Source organism: Microbacterium sp. NPDC019599, assembly GCF_040632175.1.
In the GTDB taxonomy this organism is placed as follows: Bacteria; Actinomycetota; Actinomycetes; order Actinomycetales; family Microbacteriaceae; genus Microbacterium.
This window is the reverse complement of the sequence record NZ_JBEYBL010000003.1, coordinates 249,874-265,669: the sequence shown is the minus strand read 5'-3', so window position 1 is coordinate 265,669 and position 15,796 is coordinate 249,874. Positions and strand designations below refer to the sequence as shown.

The 15,796-nt window shown below is 70.4% G+C and carries 15 protein-coding genes; 9 read left to right on the top strand and 6 right to left on the bottom strand.

Annotated elements, in window-relative coordinates:
* Window positions 1–2,046 (bottom strand): glycosyl hydrolase family 28-related protein, encoded by a 2,046-nt coding sequence (locus ABZ477_RS07910; RefSeq protein ID WP_360130520.1) that lies wholly within the window; start codon window positions 2,044–2,046, stop codon window positions 1–3.
* 292 nt (window positions 2,047–2,338) lie between these two features.
* Here ABZ477_RS07910 and ABZ477_RS07905 point away from each other — a divergent pair, with 292 nt between their 5' ends.
* Window positions 2,339–3,640 (top strand): enolase C-terminal domain-like protein, encoded by a 1,302-nt coding sequence (locus ABZ477_RS07905; protein ID WP_360130517.1) that lies wholly within the window; start codon window positions 2,339–2,341, stop codon window positions 3,638–3,640.
* Window positions 3,641–3,647: 7 nt separating this feature from the next.
* On the opposite strand, the gene ABZ477_RS07900 is transcribed toward ABZ477_RS07905, so the two are convergent.
* Together ABZ477_RS07900 and ABZ477_RS07895 are read right to left on the bottom strand one after the other, a co-directional pair.
* A complete protein-coding gene (locus ABZ477_RS07900) occupies window positions 3,648–4,502 on the bottom strand; it encodes an amidohydrolase family protein (RefSeq protein WP_360130514.1) in 855 nt (284 codons plus the stop codon).
* Complete coding sequence (locus ABZ477_RS07895; RefSeq protein WP_360130511.1) at window positions 4,492–5,163, bottom strand: FadR/GntR family transcriptional regulator; 672 nt, start codon at window positions 5,161–5,163, stop codon at window positions 4,492–4,494. Before ABZ477_RS07895 ends, ABZ477_RS07900 begins: the two co-directional genes overlap by 11 nt.
* A gap of 108 nt (window positions 5,164–5,271) precedes the next feature.
* Here ABZ477_RS07895 and ABZ477_RS07890 point away from each other — a divergent pair, with 108 nt between their 5' ends.
* Genes ABZ477_RS07890 through ABZ477_RS07870 form a run of 5 tightly spaced genes read left to right on the top strand, consistent with a single transcriptional unit; the run spans window position 5,272 to window position 10,444 of the window.
* The gene (locus ABZ477_RS07890; RefSeq protein ID WP_360130508.1) at window positions 5,272–6,237 is read left to right on the top strand and encodes a phosphodiester glycosidase family protein; all 966 of its coding nucleotides are present in this window, start codon (window positions 5,272–5,274) and stop codon (window positions 6,235–6,237) included.
* A gap of 4 nt (window positions 6,238–6,241) precedes the next feature.
* Window positions 6,242–7,348 (top strand): bifunctional glycosyltransferase family 2/GtrA family protein, encoded by a 1,107-nt coding sequence (locus tag ABZ477_RS07885; RefSeq protein WP_360130505.1) that lies wholly within the window; start codon window positions 6,242–6,244, stop codon window positions 7,346–7,348.
* Window positions 7,345–7,956 (top strand): DUF4956 domain-containing protein, encoded by a 612-nt coding sequence (locus ABZ477_RS07880; RefSeq protein ID WP_360130502.1) that lies wholly within the window; start codon window positions 7,345–7,347, stop codon window positions 7,954–7,956. The genes ABZ477_RS07885 and ABZ477_RS07880 overlap by 4 nt, the downstream gene beginning before the upstream one ends.
* Entirely contained in the window at window positions 7,953–8,774 is an 822-nt protein-coding gene (locus ABZ477_RS07875; protein WP_360130499.1) for a polyphosphate polymerase domain-containing protein, read from the top strand. The genes ABZ477_RS07880 and ABZ477_RS07875 overlap by 4 nt, the downstream gene beginning before the upstream one ends.
* Complete coding sequence (locus tag ABZ477_RS07870; protein WP_360130496.1) at window positions 8,759–10,444, top strand: carbohydrate-binding domain-containing protein; 1,686 nt, start codon at window positions 8,759–8,761, stop codon at window positions 10,442–10,444. Before ABZ477_RS07875 ends, ABZ477_RS07870 begins: the two co-directional genes overlap by 16 nt.
* A 37-nt stretch (window positions 10,445–10,481) precedes the next feature.
* Here ABZ477_RS07870 and ABZ477_RS07865 read toward each other — a convergent pair whose 3' ends face one another.
* Entirely contained in the window at window positions 10,482–11,336 is an 855-nt protein-coding gene (locus ABZ477_RS07865) for a sulfurtransferase (protein ID WP_360130494.1), read from the bottom strand.
* 109 nt (window positions 11,337–11,445) lie between these two features.
* Between ABZ477_RS07865 and ABZ477_RS07860 the strand changes: the two genes are divergently transcribed.
* Both ABZ477_RS07860 and ABZ477_RS07855 read left to right on the top strand, forming a co-directional pair.
* Window positions 11,446–12,336 (top strand): patatin-like phospholipase family protein, encoded by an 891-nt coding sequence (locus ABZ477_RS07860; RefSeq protein WP_360130491.1) that lies wholly within the window; start codon window positions 11,446–11,448, stop codon window positions 12,334–12,336.
* A gap of 155 nt (window positions 12,337–12,491) precedes the next feature.
* On the top strand, window positions 12,492–13,601 hold the full coding sequence (locus ABZ477_RS07855) for a YihY/virulence factor BrkB family protein (protein WP_360130488.1): 1,110 nt from the start codon (window positions 12,492–12,494) through the stop codon (window positions 13,599–13,601).
* Window positions 13,602–13,610: 9 nt separating this feature from the next.
* Here the strand turns inward: ABZ477_RS07855 and ABZ477_RS07850 are convergent, their stop codons facing one another.
* A complete protein-coding gene (locus tag ABZ477_RS07850; RefSeq protein ID WP_360130485.1) occupies window positions 13,611–13,928 on the bottom strand; it encodes a metalloregulator ArsR/SmtB family transcription factor in 318 nt (105 codons plus the stop codon).
* Complete coding sequence (locus tag ABZ477_RS07845) at window positions 13,925–14,404, bottom strand: SRPBCC family protein (protein ID WP_360130482.1); 480 nt, start codon at window positions 14,402–14,404, stop codon at window positions 13,925–13,927. Before ABZ477_RS07845 ends, ABZ477_RS07850 begins: the two co-directional genes overlap by 4 nt.
* Before the next feature lie 158 nt (window positions 14,405–14,562).
* Between ABZ477_RS07845 and ABZ477_RS07840 the strand changes: the two genes are divergently transcribed.
* Entirely contained in the window at window positions 14,563–15,762 is a 1,200-nt protein-coding gene (locus ABZ477_RS07840) for a CoA transferase (protein ID WP_360130479.1), read from the top strand.
* The last annotated feature ends 34 nt before the right edge of the window (window positions 15,763–15,796 follow it).

Below are 15,796 nucleotides of genomic sequence, written 5' to 3'. Positions count from 1 at the left end.
TCAGCCGACCGGCTGGACCCACGTCGACGGAGCGGGCGGTGCGACGACCGGCGGGCGGTCGTTGCACGTGTACGGGTTGGGCAGGTAGTACCCGAGCCAGTTCGTCCCGGGGTGCCACTCGTTGCTGTCGACGCCGTCGTTGCCGCCCAGATCGGTCGAGAAGAACGACGTGTGCGTGTAGGTCGGGTCGTCGAACGAACCGCAGTTGTTGACGCCCCACCAGCCGACGCCCCGGACGTCGACGTTCTCGAAGGACGCTCCGCCCTTGACCCGCGCGCTCACGACCGAGGTGCCCACGCCGTCGACGCGGATGTCCTCGAAGTGCACGCCGGTCAGCGTGTACTGATCTTTGATGCCCCAGTCCGAGACCATGAGGATCGCGTTGTACGTGCTGTCGAGGTAGTGGTCTCCGACGACGTGGATGTCGGCGTCGATCGACTTGTCCAGGACGTAGAACCAGATCGAGCCGAGCCCGATGTCCCAGTTGAGCTCCCGCGTGCCGGCGCGCACCGTCGTGTTGCCCGAGAACGTGAGCGATCCGTCGAACGCGTGCGCCCCGAACCGCGAACCGGCGTGCAGCGCGCTGCCCTCGCGGATCGTGTCGGCGACGAGGTTGCCCGACACCGTCGTGTCGGTGCCGCCGTAGATCGCGATGCCGTTCGCGAGGTTCGGGGTCTGGACCGTGTTGCGGTCGAACGTGTTCCGGGCGTTCGTCGGCGCGTCGCCCTTCTGCTCGGCCCATGCGGCCAGGCCGTCGTCGCCCGAGTTGCGCACGAAGTTGTTCCGCACGACCGAGTCGGTCACGCCGAGGTGCAGGTTCACGCCGTCGGCGATCTGGTCGACGATGACGTTGTCGGCGATCGTGACGCCCGACATCGGCCCGTCGAGCCAGATGCCGACCTTCGTGTGCTGGATGTGCAGGTTTGTGAAGCTCGAGTCGCTGAACGCCCCGCCGATCCCGTTCACCTGGTCCGTGTCGATGCGCTCGCGCACGTCGCCCTCGATCGAGAAGCCGGACAGGTGCACGTCCGAGCTGCCGCCCTCGGCGGCATCCTTCCCGTAGAACCCGACTCCCGTGTGTACCGAGCCGTCCGGAGCCGGCGCCTCGAGCGCGACCTCGGAGCCCTTGAACGTCGTGTACCAGCTGCCCGCGCCCTCGATCGTGACGTCGTCGACGACGATGTGGCGGTCGACGCGGTAGGTGCCCGGCGGCACGTAGACCGTGAGCCCCTTGCGCTGCGCGAACGCGATGGCCTTCTCGAGGGCGGATGCCGAGTCTCGCCGGCCGGTCGGATCGGCGCCGAACAGCAGGACGTTCGCGGCCTTGATCTTGACGTACGGCGCGGCGACCTTCTCGGTGTCGATGAGGTCGATGACGGTCCATGCGACCGACGCCGGCGCCGTGAGCCGGATCGTGTCGCCCGCCTTGTAGGTCTTGCCGAGAAGCAGGCGCTCCTCGTCGTAGAACTTCATGGGGCGGAAGGGCTTGGCCGGCTCGTAGCCAGGTCCGGGCACGCAGCCGCACTCCGTGATCCACCAGTCCGGATGCAGGAGGCCCGCGTCCGGGTCGTTCGTGAACGGGTACTGGTTGTAGAGGTACGCGTACTGCGACGTCAGCTCGAGCGTGTGCTTCTTGCCGCCGGCCGTCACCTTCAGGGGCGCAGTGAGGCCGCCTCCTCCGGAAGCGTCCGGGATGCTGTACCGCACCGTGATGGCGTTGGCGGCGGCCGGGAGGGTGAACTCCACGAACTGCCCGGGTGCGAGCCTGACGGCCTTGCGGCCCGATGCCTCCGCTTCGAGGCTGTACGCCTCGCGGCTCGGGCCGATGATCGTGCCGTTCGTGACCGCGTTCTCGGCCTCCTGCTCGAGGAACGCGACCTCCGCCCCGCGGCCGGCGACGAGCGCGGGATCGAGCGCCGCCCTCGTCACGACCGGCGGCGGTGGCGGCGCGGGCTTGGCGGCCGAGGCCGGGGCCGCCGCGGCGAGCGCCGCGAGGGTGAGGGATGCCGCGGCCGCAGCCGCGATCAGGGTACGGGGACGTGTCATCGTCGACTCGCTTCAATCCGGGGAGGGACGGGCGGCAATGCCCGCTCGACGTCAATCTAAACGGCGCACATGCACTGATTCAATACTTCGTCGCCTAATGCCGATATTCTGTGGATTTCTTGCGTTCACTTGCCAATCTGGCGCAAGACTTGCAGGGCCCGTCGGCAGACACCGAGGTCGCAGTCGACCCTGAAGATCGGAAGTCTGAACCTCAGTGAGGGCAATTCCGACAAGATTCTCAGTGTTGACGCACAATACATCCGATCTTTAGTCTTGCCTTGGAAAGGACCCCATGCCTGTCATCACCGAACTCGAGACCTTCGACATCCGGTTCCCCACCTCGCTGAGCCTGGACGGCTCGGACGCCATGAACCCCGACCCCGACTATTCCGCCGCGTACGTCGTGATCCGCTCCGACGCGACGGACGGGCTCGAGGGGCACGCGTTCGTCTTCACGATCGGTCGCGGCAACGACGTCCAGGTCGCCGCGATCGAGGCGCTGCGCGATCACCTCCTCGGCGAGGACCTCGACGCTCTGCTCGCCGATATGGGAGCCACGTCCCGCCTCCTCGGCTACGACTCGCAGCTGAGGTGGCTCGGGCCCGAGAAGGGCGTCATGCACATGGCCATCGGCGCCGTCCTCAACGCCCTGTGGGATCTGCGTGCCAAGCGCGCGGGCGAGCCGCTGTGGCTGCACCTCAGCCGGCTGTCCCCCGTTGAGATCGTCGACCTGCTCGATTTCCGCTACTTGAGCGACGCTCTCACGCGGGACGAGGCGCTCGCGATCCTCGAGGCCGCCGTGCCCGGTCGACAGGAGCGCATCGCCGCTCTCCTCGACGGCGGCTACCCGGCTTACACGACGAGTCCCGGCTGGCTCGGATACTCCGACGAGAAGCTCGCGCGCCTGTGTCGTGAAGCCGTCGCCGACGGATTCCGGCAGATCAAGCTGAAGGTCGGCGCCGATCTCGACGAGGACCGGCGCCGCCTCGCGATCGCCCGCGCCAACGTGCCCGCCGGGTTCCCGATCGCGATCGACGCGAACCAGCGCTGGGACGTCGAGGCCGCGATCGGCTGGGTCACTGCGCTCGCAGAGTTCGACCTCGCCTGGATCGAGGAGCCCACGAGCCCCGACGACATCCTCGGACACGCCGCGATCGCACGCGGCGTGTCTCCCGTCCGCGTCGCGACGGGCGAGCACGTCCAGAACCGCATCGTCTTCAAGCAGCTTCTGCAGGCGGGTGGCATGGACGTCATGCAGATCGACGCGGCGCGCGTCGGCGGCGTCAACGAGAACATCGCCAACCTCCTGCTCGCGGCCAAGTTCGGCATCCCGGTCTGCCCGCACGCGGGAGGAGTCGGGCTCTGCGAAGCCGTGCAGCACCTTTCGATGTTCGACTTCGTCGCGGTGACGGGCACGCGCGAGGGCCGCATGATCGAGTACGTCGACCACCTCCACGAGCACTTCGCCACGCCGGTCGAGATCCGCGACGGTCGCTACGTCGCGCCGACCGCTCCGGGCGCGGGCACTGAGATGCACCGCGAGTCCATCGCGGCCTACCGGTGGCGCGGCGCACACGCCGCGGTCGACGCGTGACGGGGGCTCAGCCGGCCAGTCCGTAGAAGCGGACGCCCGTCCGCGCCGAGACGGCCTCCCACTCCTCGCCGTCGATCCCCGTCGCGAACCGTACGCGGTCGCTCCACTCCTCGGGGGTCGATCTCATGCCGAAGACAGCGCTCACGGGCCAGTCGCTGCCGAGCATCGCGCGGTCCGGGCCGAAGGCGTCGAGTGTGAAGCGGATGTAATCGTCGGCGTGCGTGAAGTACGCGCGCCCGTCGTCCGTCTCTGCCGGCAGGCCGGAGAGCTTGACGTGGGTGCCCGGCAGCGCGGCGAGCCGCCGGAGCCCCTCCGCCCACCGCTGCCCCGCGACGCTTGCGAGGCCCTCTGCGACGGGCGGCTTGCCCAGGTGGTCGAGGACGACGCGCAGGCCCGGCACCGACTCCAGCAGCGCGATGAGCGCGTCGAGCTGCGGATGGCGGATGCATGCGTCGAACGTCAGGCCGCGCTCCGCGAGGAGCGCCAGTCCACGCCGCAGGTCCGGGTCGGCGAAGCGCGCAGCATCCTCCCCCTGCAGGAGATGCCGGATGCCGACGAAGCCGCGGACGTCGGCGAGCGCGTCGAGGTGGTCGGAGAGATCGGGCGAGCGCAGATCCGCGCCCGCGACGATGCCGGCGAGCTCGGGCCAGTCGAGGTCCGCGACCCAGCGCGCCTCGTCGAGGGCCTGGTCGGGGCGGCAGTCGGCTTGCACGAAGACGACGCGGCGCTCGTCCTCCGAGCGGTAGTCGTCGGGCAGGCGGGGCCCGTCGAGCTCGTCGAGGCCCGAGAGCCACGGATAGTCGAGGCGGCGCGGATCCCACACGTGGACGTGGGCATCGAGCGGCACGGGGTTACGAGGCATCCCTCAGCCAATCCTCGATGCCGGCGATGTGGGTCAGCATGAGCGCCTCGGCGAGACGGGCGTCGCCGCGGCTGAGCGCGCCGAGGATGCCGCGGTGCTCCGCGATCGTGCGCTCGGTCGCACCCTGCTGGGTGATGCCGCGCCAGATGCGCGCCCGGACCGTTCCGCTGGACATCGACTCGACGAGGCGGCTCAGGTACTCGTTGCCGGACGCCTCGACGATCGCCTGGTGGAACTCCAGGTCGTGTGCGACAAGATCCTCGATCCCCGACGCCGCGTCGGTCTGCTCGATGAGCGCGGTCAGCCGGACGACGGTCTCGGGCGTCATGCTCCGCGCCGCGAGCGCCGCTCCCGCCGGCTCCAGGATGCGGCGCACGCCGAAGATCTCGAGCACGGAGCGGTCGGTGTGCAGATCGACGACGAACGCCATCGCCTCGAGGAGGAGGCGCGGCTCGAGGCTCGTGACGTAGGTGCCGTCCCCGCGGCGCACGTCCAGCACGCGGATGACCTCGAGCGCCTTGACCGCCTCGCGCAGCGAGTTGCGCGAGAGTCCGAGCCGCTCGCTGAGCTCCTTCTCCGGCGGGAGCCGGTCGCCCGGACCCAGCTCGCCGGAGGTGATCATCCGGCGGATCCTCTGGATCGCCTCGTCCGTCACCGCCATGCACGACATGCTAGCGAAATTCGGCGCAGACATCGGACCTCTGCGGTCCATAGGCGCCGCATAGGCGTCGGCGGGGGCCCGCCTAGGTCGCGTGCGTACTCATGGAGCATGGACACGACATCGCGACGCCGACGCCACCCCCTCCGCAACAGCCTGATCGCCGGGGGCCTCGTCGTGCTGCTCGTCGGCGGCGGGGGCGCCGCGTGGGCGGTGGACCGCTTCCTCATCGAGCACGTCGAGATCTCCGATGTCTCTGAATACGAGGCCGCGAACTCGTCGAGTTCGACCGCGTCGGAGGCGGGCACCTCGACCGAGACCGAGGGCACCGTCACGGGCTCGACCTACGCGAACGGAGAGACGACCGTCACGGTGTCGCAGGTCGTCACGGGAACCGGCGACGACACCGTGACCTACTACGTCGCCGATGTCGTCCTCGGCGACGCGGCGGCGCTGCGATCCGCTTTCGCGAAGGACCAGTTCGGCGAGAACATCACCGAGACGACGAGCGCCATCGCCGACGCGAACGACGCGGTCTTCGCCATCAACGGCGACTACTACGGCTTCCGCGACACCGGCATCGTCATCCGCAACGGCGTCGTGTACCGCGACGTGGGCGCCCGCGAGGGTCTCGTGTTCTACACCGACGGCTCGGTCGCGGTCTACGACGAGACGACGACGTCGGCGGATGAGCTGCTCGCGGCCGGCGCCTGGAACACCCTGAGCTTCGGCCCCGCGATCGTCCAGGACGGACAGATCGTCGACGGCATCGAGGATGTCGAGGTCGACACGAACTTCGGCAACCACTCGATCCAGGGCGAGCAGCCGCGCACGCTGGTCGGCGTCATCGACGAGAACCACCTGGTGTTCGTCGTCGTCGACGGCCGTGACTCCGGTTACAGCCGCGGCGTGACGATGACCGAGGCGGCGCAGATCATGGTCGACCTCGGCGCGACGACGGCGTACAACCTCGACGGCGGCGGCTCGTCGACGATGTACTTCGACGGCGAGGTCGTCAACCAGCCTTCCAACGGCGGCGAGCGCGGCACGAGCGACATCCTGTACATCGCGGAGTGACGTCGTGATCCTCCTGATCCCGTCCTACGAGCCGAGCGATGCCCTGCCCGATCTCGTCGCGCAGCTGCTGACGGCCGATCCCGACGTCGAGATCGTCGTCGTGGACGATGGCAGCGGCGAGCGGTACGCGTCCCTGTTCGCCCGCGCGCACGCCCTCGGCGCGACCGTCCTGACCCACGACGCGAACCGGGGGAAGGGCGCGGCGCTGAAGACCGGGTTCGCGCACGTGCTCGCCGAGCACCCGGGCGACGACGTCGTCACGGCGGACGCCGACGGCCAGCACACACCCCGCGACATCGTCGCGCTCGCGGACGAGCTGAGGCGGGATGCCGCTGCCGGGACCCCGACGCTGATCCTGGGCTGCCGCGCCTTCTCCGGGCATGTGCCCCTGCGCAGCCGCGCGGGCAACGCGGTCGCGCGCGGGGCCTTCCGTGTTGCGGCGGGGTGGCGGCTCTCCGACACGCAGACGGGGCTGCGCGGCATCCCCTCCGCCATGCTGCCCTGGCTCCTCGAGCAGCCGGGCGACCGCTTCGAGTACGAGCAGAACGTCCTGCTGCGCAGCCGCCGCGCGGGATGGCCCGCGCGCGAAGCGCCCATCGAGACGGTCTACCTCGACGACAACGCGTCGAGCCACTTCCGCCCCGTCGCGGACTCGCTGCGGGTCGGCCTGCCGCTTCTCGCCTTCGCGGGCTCCTCGCTGCTCGCCTTCGCCGTCGACACCGTGGCGCTCGTCGTCCTCACTGCTCTCACCGGATGGCTCGTGCCGTCGATCGTCGTTGCTCGCGTCCTCAGCGCCTCGGTGAACTTCGCCGTCAACCGCCGACTCGTCTTCCAGCGCCGAACGAAGCGCGACGTCGTGCGGCACGCCGTGCGCTACACCCTCCTCGCGGGCGCACTGCTCGCGTCGAACATCGTCTGGATGACGGCGCTCACCGAGTTCGGCATCCCTCTCCTCGTCGCCAAGATCGCGACCGAGGTCGTCCTCTTCATCACCAGCTATGGAGTTCAGAAGAGCTTCGTGTTCGCCGCCGAGGAGGCGCCGCAACCCCTAACCGCGCCACAGAACGCGCATAGCCGCCGCATAGTCGCGGACGGTCGGGTGGAATCATGACGATCACCACAGTCCTCCTCATCGCCGTCGACCTCGTCGCGGCCGTCCTCCTGAGCTTCGGGCTCTACTACCGCCGCCACCACCGCCGCGATCTCGTCGTGGCATTCCTCGGCGTCAACGTCGGCGTGCTCGCCGTCGCGGCGGTGCTGGGGACCGCGGAGGTCGCGTTGGGCCTCGGGCTCGGTCTGTTCGGCGTGCTGTCGATCATCCGGCTGCGCTCGTCCGAGATCTCGCAGCGCGAAGTGGCCTACTACTTCTCGGCGCTCGCGATAGGCCTCATGGCGGGGCTCCCGCAGTCAGACCCGTGGCCCGTCGTGGGACTCATCGCCCTGATCCTCGCCGTCATGTGGGCAGCCGACCACCCCCGGCTCCTGGCGCGCAGCCGGCACCAGATCGTGCGCCTGGACCGCGCCGTGGCCGACGAGTCCGAGCTGCGCAACGAGCTGGCCGCACAGCTGGGCGGCGTCGTCACCTCGCTCACTGTGCAGGAGCTCGACCTCGTCAACGACACGACGCTCGTCGACGTCCGGTACCGCATGGTCAGCCGACCGGTCGTTGAGCGAGCGAAGCGAGACGAAACGTCCCAGGCGATCGGCAGCCTGCGGTGACCCTCCTTCCGCTCGACCGGTTCGAGTCCGTCTCGCTCGAGGAGCTCGTGGCGGATGCCGCGCTCCTGACCCGCGTCGACCGCAAGTACGTCCTCCCGGCGCGTGACGCCGAGCGCCTGCTCGCCACCCTCGACGCCGCGAGCCGCGTTCTCGAGATCGACGGTGCCCGCGACTTCGCGTACGAGTCGGTCTACTTCGACACGCCCGACCTGCTGAGCTTCCGGATGGCCGCGCAGCCGCGCCGACGGCGGTTCAAGCTCCGCACCCGCAGCTATCTCGATGCCGGCTCGGCCTACCTCGAGATCAAGACCCGCGGCGCGCGCGGCACGACCGTGAAGGACCGCACGGAGTACGACCCGGTCCTGCGCAGCGTCCTGACCGACACGGCCCGCGACGACGTCGCGGACGCCTTCGACGCGATCGGGGTCGACGGGCAGCGCGCCGACGAGCTCGCCGCGACGCTCACGACGCGGTACCGCCGGGCGACCCTCCTGGCACCGGACGGCGCCGGTCGCGCGACGATCGACACCGCCCTGCGCTGGGACGACGCGAACGGCGAGGGCTTCACGCTCCCCGACGTCGTCATCGTCGAGACGAAATCCCCCGCTGCGGCATCCGTCATCGACCGGATGCTGTGGAGAGCCGGGCACCGCCCCGCCACCGTGAGCAAGTACGCGACGGGCCTCGCCGCCCTCCATTCCGACCTTCCCCGCAACCGCTGGGCGCGCGTCCTGCGCGGCCCCTTCGCGGGAGCGACCCCCACGTCCGGAGCATCCGCCCGGGCCCGAACGGAGGAGCCGCCATGCGCCGCCGCCTGATCCTGCCCGTCATCCCCCTCGCGATCGCGGGGCTGGTCCTCGCCGGCTGCGCGACGCAGACGGTCGCCACGACGCCCGCCTCGGACACGTCGACCGCGACGACGCAGGCCACCGTCGAGATCGACTCGGACCTCGACACAGACGCCGTCATCGCCGCGGACGAGGGCGCGACGGTCGTGAACGACGACGAGTGGTCCGCCTCGGACGCCGTCGACATCGAACTGACGGGCGACACGGCGTCGACCGCCGAGGACGTCGAGGTCGATGGATCGACCGTCACGATCACGGCGGCGGGCGTCTACCGCCTGACCGGCTCGCTCGACGGCTCCGTCGTCGTCGCGGCACCCGAGGACGCCCTGGTCGTCCTAATCCTCGACGACGCCGACATCGCGAACACGGAAGGCGCCGCGATCGAGGCCGTGACGGCCGACGACGTCGCGATCTCGCTCGCCGACGGCAGCGTGAACGGAATCTCGGCTGCCTCGGATACTGCCGCGATCCACGCCGACACCGACCTCACGATCACCGGCACGGGCTCGCTCGAGGTGAGCGCCGACGGCAACGACGGCATCGCGAGCACCGACGATCTCGCGATCCTGTCCGGGACGATCACGGTCGACGCGGCCGACGACGCGCTGCGCGGCAAGGACGCGCTCGTCGTCGAGGGCGGGACCCTCGACCTCGCGGCGGGCGGCGACGCGCTCAAGAGCGACGAGGACCAGGACGCGACGCGCGGGTACATCTGGATCTCGGGAGGCGATGTCACCGCGACCGCCGGCGACGACGGCCTCGCCGCGGCGACCGACGCCGTCGTGACGGGCGGGACGATCGACCTGACGACGACGGGCTCCGACGGAGCCAAGGGCGTGAACGCGGGAGCCGTCATCGCGATCGACGGCGGCGAGGTCACGATCGACGCCGCAGACGACGGCTTGCACTCGGACGGCTCGATCGGCATCGGCGGCGGGACCGTGACGGTCTCGTCGGGCGACGACGGCATCCACGCCGAGGCGGCGCTCGAGATCCGCGACGGCGTCGTGACGGTCCTGCAGTCCTACGAAGGGCTCGAGGCGACCGACATCACGATCAGCGGAGGAGCCGTCGACATCACGGCGGACGACGACGGAGTCAATGCGAGCGGCGGCTCGTCCGGTTCGGGCGGCCAGGGCGGGATGGGCGGGGGCATGGCCGACACCGGCGAGACCCTCACGATCTCGGGCGGCACGCTGACCGTCTCGGCCCAGGGCGACGGCCTCGACTCGAACGGCTCCATGACGATCACGGGCGGCGACACCACCGTGTTCGGACCGACGAACGACGGCAACGGCGCGCTCGACACGAACGGCGGGCTGACGGTCTCCGGCGGCACCGTGCTCGCGGTCGGCAGCGCGGGCATGGCGGAGACCCCCGACTCCTCCTCGGCTCAGCAGTGGATCGCAGCGACCCTCTCGGCCGCGGCGGGCGACGAGATCGAGATCACGGACGCCTCGGGCCAGGTCATCGCTTCGTTCACGACCGAGAAGCAGCTCGCGTCGCTCGTCTACACCTCACCCCACATCGTCGACGGTGCGACCTACACGATCACGGTCAACGGCTCGGCCGCCGCGACGGTCACGGAGGGCACCGCGATCGCCGGCGGCGGCATGGGCGGCGGCCCTGGCCGGCGCTGACCGTGAGTGACGGGATGCCGCGAGCCGCGGCATCCCGTCACCACGCCTGCAGGGAGTCGGCCGGAGTGCGGCCGACGGCGACGGGCCGGCGCGGCGAGCGCGCCCACTGGCTCCACGAGCCGGGGTAGATGCGCGTCTCGATGCCCGCCTCGGCGTAGGCGAGTGCCGAGTGGGCCGACGAGATGCCGGCGCCGCAGTACAGCGTGATGGGCCGCGTCGGATCGACCCCGAAGGCGTCGAGCACGGCCCTGATCTCGTCGGGCGACCGGAACGCGCCGTCGCGCGTGATGTGCGCGATGACGGGGATGTTGAGGGCCCCCGGGATGTGCCCCGACACCGGATCGAGCCCCGGCGCGAGTCCGCGGTAGTGCTCCGGCGCGCGCACGTCGATGAGGTAGCCCTCGACGGGCGCGCGGGCCGCCTCGTCGGTCGTTACGGCACCGGGGTCCGCCGCCGTGAGCCTCGCGTCGCCCGGCGCCGGACGGAAGTCGCCGCGCTCGAGCGGATAGCCCTGGGCGACCCACGCCCGCAGACCCCCGTCCAGCACGCGGATGCGGACGCCACGCCGGCGCAGCAGCCACCACGCGCGCGCCGCCGCGACGGCGTCATTGTCGTCGTACGCGACGACGAGATCACCCTCGCGGACGCCCCAGCGGCGCACCGAGGCCTCGAGAGCCGCCACGTCGGGCAGCGGGTAGCGCCCCTCCTCCGGGTAGCCGCGCTTGGACAGTTCGCGCTCGAGGTCGACGTAGACGGCGCCCGGGAGGTGACCCGCGACGTAGTCGGGCCGGCCCTCCGGCAGGTCGAGACGCCAGCGGACATCGAGCAGGCGAAGAGGACGACCCGATTCCCCCTCACCCTGCAGCTCTCGTGGAGTGATCAGGTGAGACATGGCACGAGTCTCGCGACGACGCCGGCCGCGCGCTCCCGCGCGCGAAACATGCGGCAACCTGACGACCCGCAAGGCAACGATGCCCTGACGTGCTAGCGTTCCAGCGATCGTGACCGAACGCTCCCCTTCCCCCCTCTCCGGTCCGCGCGAGCGGGCCCTCGTCCTCGGCGGAGGCGGATCCGCCGGCAATGCCTGGCTCATCGGCGTCGTCGCCGGTCTCTTCGAGGCCGGGCTGGACGTCACGGATGCCGATCTCATCGTCGGGACCTCGGCAGGATCCACCGCGGCGGCCCAGATCACCGGCGCGGCCCCGTCCGCGCTGCTCGCCGAAATCCTCGCTGCGCCGCCCGCGCCGGGCCGCGGACCGGCACGTCCCGCGCTCACCATGAGCCACCTGCAGCGGCTCGACGCGACGATCGCCGCCTCGACGGATGCCGCCGACTATCGCCGCAGGATGTCCGCCGTCCTCCTGGCCGATCCTGCACCGGACAGGTCCGCGCAGTGGCGCGCGACCGTCGCCGCCCGCTTCGCCGGCCGGGGCTGGCCGAGCGACAGCCTGCTCATCACGGCGGTGGACGCGAAGACGGCCGAGCCGGTCCTGTTCGACCGCGACAGCGGAGTGGACATCGTGGATGCTGTCGCCGCGAGCTGCGCCGGCGGCTTCGCGTACCGCATCGGGGAGGGCCGGTACATCGACGGCGGCTACCGCACCAATCCCGACAACGCCGACCTCGCGCAGGGCTGGGCGAAGGTGCTCGTGCTCTCGCCGCTCGGCGGAGCCTCGCGGACGCCCGCAGCGTGGGGCCTGCACCTCGCGGACCAGGTCGAGGCGCTGCGCGCCGGGGGAAGCCGCGTCGAGACGGTCTTTCCGGACGACACGTCGCGCGAGGCGTTCGGCGACAACCTCATGGACCCGTCTACGAGGCTCCCCGCCGCGAAGGCCGGGTACGACCAGGGCAGAGCGCTGCTCGCGCGGGTCGCCGAGTTCTGGCTCGGCTGACGGACGTCGGATCGGGCGGCGGATCCCTCCGTGGGTCCGCTCAGTCGACCCCGCCGAGACCACGTGCCACACGCTTCTGCGTCGCGTCAACCCTCGGCCACGGGTCGGCCCAGCGGGCGTAGCCTGCTTCTTCCGCACCGGCTGGAGGGATGCTCATGGAACCGAAGACGAGCGAGCAGGCCGACGTCAAAGAGCAGACGGCACCCGCGCCCGACGATCCGCGAAAGCCGGACGAGCTGACCGACCTTCACAAGCATTCGTGGGGCTACATCGCGAAGAAGACGCTCCGCGAGTTCTCCGAAGACGAGTGCACGGATCTGGCGGCCGCGCTGACGTACTACGGTGTGCTCGCTGTGTTCCCTGCGCTGCTCGCCGTCGTCTCGATCATCGGCCTGTTCGGGGATCCCGAGCAGACGACCGACCTGCTGCTCGGCATTCTGAGCGGGCTGCTGTCGGCCGAGACGATCGACGTGATCCGCGAGCCGCTCGCGGGGCTCGCCCAGTCGCCCTCGGCGGGTCTCACGTTCGTCATCGGCATCGTGGGCGCGATCTGGTCGGCATCCGGCTACGTCGTGGCGTTCTCCCGCGCCATGAATCGGATCTACGAGACGGAGGAGGGGCGGCCGTTCTGGAAGCTGCGGCCGGTCATGCTCGGCATCACGGTCATCGGCCTCATCGCAGCCGTCATCGGAGCGATCCTGGTGACAGCATCCGGTCCCGTCGCGCGCGAGATCGCGCAGGCGATGGGGCTTCCCGAACAGGCCGTCATCGTGTGGGACATCGCGAAGTGGCTCGTCGTCATCATCCTCGCCGTCGTGATCGTCGCGGTCCTCTACTACGCGACGCCCAACGTGAAGCAGCCGAAGTTCCGCTGGATCAGCGTCGGCGCGCTCGTCGCCCTCGTGGTGTGGGCGCTCGCGAGCCTTCTGTTCGGCTTCTACGTCGTCAACTTCGCGAGCTACAACCGCACGTACGGCGCCATCGGCAGCGTCATCGTCTTCCTGCTCTGGCTGTGGATCTCGAACCTCGCTCTGCTCTTCGGCGCCGAGCTCGACGCCGAGCTCGAGCGCGGCCGTCAGCTCCAGGCCGGCATCAAGGCCGAGGAGACGATCCAGCTGCCGCCGCGCGACTCCCGCCAGAGCGAGAAGAAGGAGAAGAAGCGCGACGAGGACATCGAAGAGGGGCGGCGGCTGCGGGAGTCCAGCGGGAAGCACGCCGAGAGCCCGCGCGAGGCCGAGGAGCACAAGCGCGACACGAAGCGCTGAGCCCCCAGGTCAGAGCGATTCCGCGATGCGCTTGATGTCCACGAGGCGGCGGTCCCACAGGGCGCCGATCGCGTCCAGCCGGCGGGCGGTCGCCTCGAGCTGAGCGCCGACGACGCGGTACCGCACTTCGCGACCGGCGCGCAGCGACTCGACGAGTCCGACCTCCTCGAGGACGGCGAGGTGCTTCGCGATCGCCTGCCGGCTGACGGGCAGGCGCCCGGCGAGGGCGGAGGCCGAGGCCTCGCCCTCCCCGAGCGCCGCGAGGATGCTCCACCGGGTCTCGTCACCGAGAGCGGCGAACACGGGAACCAGCGCCTCGGTCGTCATGAACCGCCCTCGAGCAGCGCGACGAGCTTGTCGAGCTCGCCGTCCCAGCCCTTACGGTGCGATTCGAGGTTGAACGCGGGGTCGGAGGTGTTCTCGAAGCCCGACTCGACGACCGTCAGCTGGGTCGTGCCATCGACGTCCTCGAGAGTGAACATGAAGACCGTGGAAGTGGCGTCGTCGAGCGCGTCGGGCCGGCGGTCCTCGGCGTCGTCGTTGCCCCACCGGTACGTCACCGAGTGCGGCGGGTCGAACACCTCGACGCGGATGGGCACGGAGCCGTAGTCCGGGAACGTCAGGGTGCCCGTCGCACCCGCGCCCTCGCCGTCGAACCGTGCCTGCCCGAACCACTGCGAGATGTGCTCGGGACGAGTGACGGCCGACCACACCTTCTCGACGGGCGCGTCGATTCGGATCGTGCGCCGGACGGCGAACCGGTCCTCGTCGACGATCGAGCCGGGGTTGATGGTCATGCTCATGATGATGCGTCCTCTCAAGGGGTTGATGCAACTCGTGTGTTGCAGTTCGTTGCAACCCCAGGGTTGCACATCATTGGCGGTCAATGCAACCCCTCAGTTGCACATAGGATGGACGTCATCGAAGTCCGCGACGTGGCGGGCACGAGAGGAGTACGGGCATGCAGGCTGATCCCGCAACGGTCGAGATGCTGTCGACCCCACGGTCGGGACCGCTCGCCGGCATCGTCGTGGCGGATCTCAGCCGCGTGCTCGCGGGACCGTATGCGACGATGCTCCTCGCCGACATGGGCGCCCACGTCATCAAGATCGAGAGCTCCCTGGGCGACGACACGCGCACGTGGGTGCCGCCCGTCCGCGACGGCGAGGGCACGTACTTCCTGTCGGTGAACCGCGGCAAGCATTCGATCGCGCTCGACTTCGCCGATCCCGAGCAGCTCGCGATCGCGCACGAGATCGTGTCCAGGGCCGACGTGCTGGTCGAGAACTTCCGGCCCGGGAGCCTTGCGCGCTTCGGCCTGGACTACGCGGCGCTTTCGGCGCAGCATCCTTCCCTCGTCTACGCCTCGATCACGGGGTTCGGGGCGGCGCTCGGCGCCGACCTCCCGGGCTACGACCTGCTCGTGCAGGCCGTGTCGGGCCTCATGGACCTGACGGGAACGACGGAGGGCGGGCCCACGAAGGTCGGGGTCGCGGTCGTCGATGTCATCACGGGTGTGCACGCGACAGCGGGGATCCTCGCGGCGCTCAACGCCCGTCACGAGACCGGCAGGGGCGATCACGTCGAGGTCGAGCTGCTGACGTCGATCCTGTCCGCGCTCGTGAACCAGACCTCCGCCTACGTCGCCGGAGGCGTCGTGCCGACGCGCATGGGCAACGAGCACCCCAGTCTCACGCCGTACGAGCCCTTCCCCACCGCCGACGACGACCTCGTGATCGCCGTCGGCAACGACGGGCAGTTCGCCCGCCTGTGCGAGGTGATCGGGATGCCGGACCTCGCCTCCGACGAGCGCTTCGCGACGATGGGGCAGCGCAACGCCCACCGTGCCGAGCTCCGCGTGCTCCTCTCCGAACGCCTGCGCACGCGAGGCGCGGACGAGTGGTTCGAGGCGCTGCGGCTCGCGCGCGTGCCGGCGGGTCCGATCCAGGGCGTGGACGGCGGCATCCGCCTCGCGACCCGCCTCGGCCTGGAGCCGGTCGTCGAGACCGGCACCGGCGAGCGCCGGATACCGACTGTGCGGCATCCGATCCGGTACGGGGCGTCCGAGTTGGACTACGCGAAGGCTCCCCCGCGCCTCGACGCCGATCGCGACGCCGTGCTCGAGTGGCTCGCCACGACGGAGGCGGTCAGCGGCCGCTGACCTTGCCGCGCTTCGATACGGCGCTGCGCGCCTA